Source organism: Umezawaea sp. (assembly GCF_036375055.1).
GTDB lineage: Bacteria > Actinomycetota > Actinomycetes > Mycobacteriales > Pseudonocardiaceae > Umezawaea.
Genome location: NZ_DASUSQ010000166.1, coordinates 88,536 through 94,856 on the forward strand (window position 1 = coordinate 88,536; position 6,321 = coordinate 94,856).

At 71.3% G+C, this 6,321-nt stretch carries 8 protein-coding genes; 5 read left to right on the forward strand and 3 right to left on the reverse strand.

The window, feature by feature from the left end; genetic code table 11:
* Positions 1–17: 17 nt before the first annotated feature.
* Positions 18–902 carry a 3-methyladenine DNA glycosylase gene (locus tag VFZ92_RS39270; RefSeq protein WP_330882657.1) on the forward strand — a complete coding sequence of 295 codons (885 nt, stop codon included), beginning with the start codon at positions 18–20 and terminating at the stop codon, positions 900–902.
* A gap of 167 nt (positions 903–1,069) precedes the next feature.
* Complete coding sequence (locus VFZ92_RS39275) at positions 1,070–2,851, forward strand: substrate-binding domain-containing protein (protein WP_330882659.1); 1,782 nt, start codon at positions 1,070–1,072, stop codon at positions 2,849–2,851.
* Positions 2,852–2,888: 37 nt separating this feature from the next.
* On the opposite strand, the gene VFZ92_RS39280 is transcribed toward VFZ92_RS39275, so the two are convergent.
* On the reverse strand, positions 2,889–3,302 hold the full coding sequence (locus VFZ92_RS39280; RefSeq protein WP_330882661.1) for an SsgA family sporulation/cell division regulator: 414 nt from the start codon (positions 3,300–3,302) through the stop codon (positions 2,889–2,891).
* 143 nt (positions 3,303–3,445) lie between these two features.
* On the reverse strand, positions 3,446–4,423 hold the full coding sequence (locus VFZ92_RS39285) for a YafY family protein (RefSeq protein ID WP_330882663.1): 978 nt from the start codon (positions 4,421–4,423) through the stop codon (positions 3,446–3,448).
* Between the two features lie 62 nt (positions 4,424–4,485).
* Between VFZ92_RS39285 and VFZ92_RS39290 the strand changes: the two genes are divergently transcribed.
* Both VFZ92_RS39290 and VFZ92_RS39295 read left to right on the forward strand, forming a co-directional pair.
* A complete protein-coding gene (locus VFZ92_RS39290) occupies positions 4,486–4,899 on the forward strand; it encodes a DUF3224 domain-containing protein (RefSeq protein WP_330882665.1) in 414 nt (137 codons plus the stop codon).
* On the forward strand, positions 4,896–5,408 hold the full coding sequence (locus tag VFZ92_RS39295) for a GNAT family N-acetyltransferase (protein ID WP_330882668.1): 513 nt from the start codon (positions 4,896–4,898) through the stop codon (positions 5,406–5,408). Before VFZ92_RS39290 ends, VFZ92_RS39295 begins: the two co-directional genes overlap by 4 nt.
* Here VFZ92_RS39295 and VFZ92_RS39300 read toward each other — a convergent pair.
* Positions 5,375–5,740 carry a DUF427 domain-containing protein gene (locus VFZ92_RS39300; protein WP_330882670.1) on the reverse strand — a complete coding sequence of 122 codons (366 nt, stop codon included), beginning with the start codon at positions 5,738–5,740 and terminating at the stop codon, positions 5,375–5,377. The genes VFZ92_RS39295 and VFZ92_RS39300 overlap by 34 nt on opposite strands.
* Positions 5,741–5,868: 128 nt before the next feature.
* Between VFZ92_RS39300 and VFZ92_RS39305 the strand changes: the two genes are divergently transcribed.
* Positions 5,869–6,321 (forward strand): DUF899 family protein (locus tag VFZ92_RS39305; protein ID WP_330882672.1); only part of this gene is annotated, 453 nt, incomplete at its 3' end.

Here is a 6,321-nt window from a genome sequence, read left to right on the forward strand (position 1 = left end):
ACGAATAAGCTGCCGCCATGGAGTTGGTGCTGACCGAGGCCGAGTGGACGGCGCGCCGTGCCGAGCACCGGGCGCGCGTGCTGCGCTGGACGGGTCCGCACCACGAGCGGAAGGCGACCGGCGAGAAGCACCCCGTGCTCGACTTCCTGTTCAGCTACTACTCGCACCGGCCGTCGCGGCTGGAGCGCTGGCACCCCGGTCCCGGCGTCGTGCTGGAGGGCGCGGCGGCGCGCGAGTACCTGCGGTGGCCCGCGTACGTGGAGACCGCCGACGGCGTGGCGCTGGACGTGGAGCGGTTCGCCGAGTCGCGGCGGGCGACCGTCGACTTCGTCCGGCGGCTGCTGGGGGCGACGGCTCGGCGCGCGCCCCGGCTGGGCTGCTTCGGGCTGCACGAGTGGGCGATGGTCTACCGGCAGCGGCCCGAGCAGGTGCGGCACAACGCGTGGCCGCTGCGGCTGGGGTCGGCGGGGACGGACGCGGTCGTGGACGCGAGCCGCGTGCAGTGCGGGCACTTCGACGCGTTCCGCTTCTTCACGCCGGACGCGCGCCCCCACAACACGCTCCAGCCGACCAGGGAGACGCAGGTCGAGTTCGACCAGCCGGGCTGCCTGCACGTGTCGATGGACCTGTTCAAGTGGGCGTACAAGCTGGACCCCGCGACGCCGTCGGAGCTGGTCGCGGACTGCTTCGCGCTCGCGGTCGAGGTGCGCGAGCTGGACATGCGCGCGAGCCCGTACGACCTGGCCCCGCTGGGCTACGAGCCGGTGGCGATCGAGACGCCCGAGGGGCGCGCGGAGTACGTGCGGCAGCAGGCGTCGTTCAGCGCGAGGGCAACGCCGCTGAGAGCCGCATTGCTGGAGCTGTCCGTGACATTGAGTCACACTTCTGCACTCAGAAACTAACCCAATCGGGTAAGAATCCGGCCAAGTCAGCCTCAATTACTTAACCCGGCCCTCAGTCTTCACCTGTTAGCGTGACCGCTGCCGGTACAGGTGTCGTCGGAGCCGTCAATCCGGGTACCGAACGCGTTCGTGTCACGAGCCGCGGGAAGACGCTGAAGGGGAAGTCGATGTCTCGACATCGCACGCTGCGCACACGGGTGCGGCGCGGCGTGGCAGGGTGGCCCGTCGCGGTCGTCGGCCTCGTCGCGCTGATCGTCCTCGGTGTGCTCGGCTGGAGCTGGCTCGGTGGTGTGATCGAGCGCCGTGCGGCCGCCGAGGCGGGCGACTGCGCCGAGGGCGAGGCGGCGCTGAGGATCGCGTCGACGCCGAGCGCGGCCGACGCGGTGCGCGACGTCGCGAAGGCCTGGAGCGCGACCCGGCCGGTGGTCTACGACCACTGCATCCGGGTCGAGGTGCAGTCGATCGACTCCGAGGTCGTGCTGGAGGGCCTCACGCAGGGCTGGGACGAGGGCAAGCTCGGCACCCGCCCGCACGCGTGGATCACCGACTCGATGCTGTGGGCGAACCGGCTCGGCGCGCAGAACCACGCGCTGCTCGGCGCGGCCCCGCAGTCGATCGCCGCGAGCCCCGTGGTGCTCGCCCTGCCCGAGGAGGGCGCGGCGGCCGTGCAGACGGCGGCGGGCTTCCGCTGGACCGACCTGCCGGGCGTCATGTCCGCGCCCGGCGGCTGGGAGCGCTTCGGCCAGGCGGCGTGGGGTCCGTTCAAGGTCGCCATGCCCGACCCGACGATCAACGCGGCCACCGCGATGGCGATCCAGTCGGCGCTGGCGGGCGCGAGCCCCGAGGGCAAGGGCCCGGTCACCACCGACATGCTGGGCCTGGACCCGGTGAAGAACACGATGGCGAGCCTGGTGGCGGCGAAGCCCGCGCAGACCCCCTCGACCACGTGGGAGGCCATGTCGCTGCTGGCCGACGAACCCACCGTCAACGGTCCCGGCTTCAGCGCGGTCCCCGTGTTCGAGGTCGACCTCTACCGGCACAACACGGGCAAGGACACCGGCACGCCCCCGTTGAAGCCGCTGTTCGGCGTGACCCCCGGTGGTCCGACGCCGGTCGCGGACTTCCCGTTCGTGGCGCTGTCGGGCGACTGGGTCGGCGAGGCTCAGGTGCGGGCCGCGCAGGCGTTCCGCGAGTTCCTGACGGGCGCGGACCAGCAGAAGATCCTGGCGGCGTCCGGTCTGCGGGTGCCGTCCTCGACGGAACGGCCGAAACCGTCACCCGGCGTGCGCTGGGCGACGATGACCGAGGGCTTGGCGCCCGCGGACGCGACCACCGCGCAGCAGATCTCGGCGGCGTGGGCGACGGCCGACAACGGCCAGGTCGTGACGCTGCTGGTCGACTCGTCGAAGTCGATGGAGGAGCCCGGCGGTGACGGGAAGAGCCGGATGGAGTGGCTCAAGGCCGCGCTGTCCGGCCAGGTGAACCGCTCGCTGTCCGGTTCGGTCGGGCTGTGGGAGTTCTCCCGGCAGGTCGACGGCGAACGCCCGTACCGGCAGCTCGTGCCGACCGGGCCTGTCCTGGAGCAGCGGCAGGCGCTGCTCGACGGGGTGGCCGGTCTGAAGCCGTTGAGCGCGACGCAGCTCTACACGAGCCTGCTCGCGCTGTACGAGGACGTGCAGAAGAACTACCAGGAGGGCAAGCGCAACAGCATCGTGGTGCTCACGGACGGCCCCAACGACGGCGGTCTGAGCTTCGACGAGCTGCGCACCAGGCTGGACGAGCTGAAGCGCGCCGACCGCGACATCCCCATCAGCGTCATCGCCATGGGGTCGGCCCCGGAACGCGATCCGCTGACCCGGATCACCCAGTCGACCGGTGGCACCTTCTCCGTGGCGGAGGACGGCAGGGCGATCGACGCGGCGCTGGCGCAGATCATGTCGGTGGGCTAGCCGGAGCGCCTCGGGGCGTCCGGCTCCCGCGCTCGGTTCAGCGCGGGATGGCGAGCTTCGCGAGTTCGCGGTCGAAGTCGATCCAGAGCTCCTCCTCACCGGACGACACGACGTCGTAGGAGAGGTCGAGGAACTCGGCGATGTCCTCGGACCGGCCGGCGAGGACGGCGAACCCGGTGGGCGCGTCCAGCTCCACGAGCATCCGCTCGGGGTCCTCGGGGGCGGGTCGCACGGCGATGTCGCCCTCGCCGGTCCGGGTGATGAGCCCGTCGGCCAGCAATTCACGGCCGAACATCCACTCCACCTCGCCCTGGCCGGTGTGGAAGCTGATGGCGACGGCGTACGGATCATCCGGGTCGTAGCGCAGTTCGGCCTCTATGGGAGCGGGTGGAGCTCCGGGCGTGAGCAGTTCGAACGTGGTGGCGACGGTGATCACGATCTTCTTGTTCATACTTCAACGATAAGTACCGAACGTGACGGCCGACACCCCTAGAAAGGGTGAGAGGACCCCGGAATCACCGAAGTGTGCACGCTTTTTCCACGAACGGGCGAGCGGTTGTTCGCTGGGTGACGGACCAGCGAATCATTACCGCGTTATGGCGGGTACACCGCCGCCATGGCCGCCACCGCGGCCGCCATCCGCTCCCGGAGTTCGGGCGGCCCGACGACCTCCGCGTGCGGCCCCAGCCTGAGGAGATCGGGTTCGGCGTGGTCGAGCGACTCGGTCGGCAGCTCCACCGTCGTCCACCCGTCCGCGTCCGGTTCGGCGTCGGAGTCGCGCAGCGCGCGGGCGGCGACGAGGCCGAGCAGGTACCCGGCGCGCCGAACGCCCTCCGGTGACAGCCGGACCGTGACGCGCACCCCGTACATGCGCTGCTCGAACCGATCCGACCAGGCCTCCCAGAACGCCGTCAGGTCGAAGTCGGCAGGCCGCTCGAAGTGGTCGTCGGTCGTGGCGAGCTCCAGCACCCGCGCGACGCGGTAGGTGCGCAGGTCGCCGTCGGAGCGCGCCACGAGGTACCAGACGCCCGCCTTGAGCACGAGGCCGAGCGGGTCCACGGTCCGGCGCACCTCGACCGCCTGCCCGCCCCACCGCCGGTACCGGATGTCGAGCCTGCGCTGGTGCCACACGGCGTCGGCGACGGCCGTCAGGTTCGGCGTCTCGTCGGCGTGCCGGAACCAGCCGGGGATGTCCAGGTGGAAGCGCTCGCGGACGCGCCCGGCCCGTGACCGCAGCTCCGGCGGGAGCGCGGCCTGGAGCTTGAGCCGCGCCGCCGCGACCACCGTGCCCAGCCCCAGTTCGGCGGCGGGACCGGGCAGCCCGGCGAGGAACAGCGACTCGGCCTCCTCCGTGGTCAGACCGGTCAGCCTGGTGCGGTAGCCGTCGACCAGCCGGTACCCGCCCGCCGGACCCCGGTCGGCGTACACGGGCACGCCCGCCGCGCCGAGCGCCTCGACGTCGCGGTAGACCGTCCGGACCGACACCTCCAGCTCGTCGGCCAGCTCCTGGGCGGTCATCCGCCCGCGCGACTGGAGCAGGAGGAGCAGGGACAGCAGACGGCTCGCGCGCATGCGTCCAAGTTTCCCCCGGTACCTGACGGGCGGTGTCAGGTACCGGGGGCAGGATCTCCGGCATGACCACACACGCGGCAGGCAGCATCGACATGAAGAGCTGGGACGAGAAGACCTGGGACGGCAAGGCCCACGACGAGGTCTCCGGCGCCAAGCAGACCGCGGGCACCATGGTCTGCGCCTACCGCGGAGCGCTGGAGGCCACGGGCGAGACGCGGTTCGTCATGACCTACGTCGACGACGACAACTGCTACACCATCGGCCACGAACTGGTGACCGGCACGCTCGACGGCCGCAGCGGCACGTTCGTGCTCCAGCACATCGGCCGGTTCAAGGACGGGTACGTGGCGGGCGGGTTCACCGTCGTCCCGGAATCGGGCACCGGCGAGCTGGAGGGCCTCAGCGGCAGCGGCGGGATCACCTGGGAGGAGGGCAAGGCGGGCGCCTACACCGTGGACTACGTTCTGTCCGCATGACAGGAGACCTCCTCGCCGTCGGCGAGCGCGTCGTGCTGCGGCGCTGGCGGGCCGAGGACGCCGAGGCGGTGTTCGAGGCCTGCCAGGACCCCGAGATCCAGCGGTGGACCACCATCCCGACGCCGTACGAGCGCGAGTACGCCGTGGGGTTCGTGACGGCCTACAGCGACCACCAGTGGACGACCGGCGAGGGCGCGCCGTGCGCGTTGGCGCTGCCGGACGGCACGCTCGTCGGGAGCATGGGCGTGGTGCGGTTCGACGGCCCGACCCCCGTGGTCGGCTACTGGACCGCGCCCGCCCACCGCGGTCGCGGCCTCACCGCGGAGGGCCTGCGGCTGCTGACGACGTGGCTCGCCACCGAGCGGGGCTCCGTGCGGGTTCGGCTGGAGGCCGACGCCCGCAACGGCGCCTCGCGGGCGGTGGCGCGCAGGGCCGGGTTCGTCGAGCAGGGCGTGGGGCCGGAAGGCCTGGTGGTCTACTCGACCGAGATCGACACCTTGTTCGGGTAGAACGCCACGTGCCCGGCGATCTCCTCCACCGCCGGGTACGGCTCGTCGTAGGTCCAGATGACGTCGGTCAGCGCCTGCTCGCCGGTGATCGAGTAGTACGACGCGTCGCCCTTGTACGGGCAGTACGTGCTGGTGTCGGTGCGCTCGATCACGGACTGGTCGACGTCCTCGATCGGGATGTAGTGCACGGCCGGGTAGGTCGACTCCTGGAGCGTGAGCGACCTGGTCGTGTCGGCGACGACCCGGTCTCCCGCGCGCACCACGACGTGCTCCGTCGACGGCGTCACGGTGATGGGGTGGTCGGGGCCGGGGGTCTTGACTGCGCGTGCCATGGCTGGTGCTGCCTTTCGCCGTCGTCGTGCTCCTGTCGAGGTCAACCCCGCCCGGGCTCGGATCATTTCCACCCCCGCCCACCAGGCACGACAGATTTTTGTCGGTGCTCCGGTCCACAATCGGCGGCATGGGCGAACCGGAGATCGTCTCCCAGCAGGAGTGGCAGAAGGCCCGCGACGAGCTGCTCGTGGCGGAGAAGGAGCTTACCCGCGCGCAGGACGCGCTCGCCGCGCGGCGCAGGCGGCTGCCGATGGTGGAGTTCGCGGGCGACTACCCGTTCGACACACCAGACGGTCCGAAGACGCTGCTCGACCTGTTCGAGGGTCGGCGGCAGCTCGCGGTCTACCAGTTCATGGACCTCGGCCCGGACGCGTTCTGCGGCGGCTGCACCTGGTTCACCGCGAACGTGCCCGCGACCGGACTGGGGATGCTGGCCGACAGCGGGGTGACGTGGACGAACGCGTCGACCATGCCGCTGGCGCAGATCGAGGCGTACAAGGAGCGGATGGGCTGGACGCTGCCGTTCGTGTCGTCGCACGGCACCACGTTCGCCCGCGACTGCGGGGTGGACGGCGGGTTC

Coding starts and splice junctions, on each gene's coding strand:
- VFZ92_RS39270 (WP_330882657.1), top strand. CDS start 18: ATGGAGTTGGTGCTGACCGAGGCCGAGTGGACGGCGCGCCGTGCCGAG.
- VFZ92_RS39285 (WP_330882663.1), bottom strand. CDS start 4,423: ATGCGCGCGAGCCGTCTGCTGTCCCTGCTCCTCCTGCTCCAGTCGCGC.
- VFZ92_RS39280 (WP_330882661.1), bottom strand. CDS start 3,302: ATGAACAAGAAGATCGTGATCACCGTCGCCACCACGTTCGAACTGCTC.
- VFZ92_RS39290 (WP_330882665.1), top strand. CDS start 4,486: ATGACCACACACGCGGCAGGCAGCATCGACATGAAGAGCTGGGACGAG.
- VFZ92_RS39295 (WP_330882668.1), top strand. CDS start 4,896: ATGACAGGAGACCTCCTCGCCGTCGGCGAGCGCGTCGTGCTGCGGCGC.
- VFZ92_RS39300 (WP_330882670.1), bottom strand. CDS start 5,740: ATGGCACGCGCAGTCAAGACCCCCGGCCCCGACCACCCCATCACCGTG.
- VFZ92_RS39275 (WP_330882659.1), top strand. CDS start 1,070: ATGTCTCGACATCGCACGCTGCGCACACGGGTGCGGCGCGGCGTGGCA.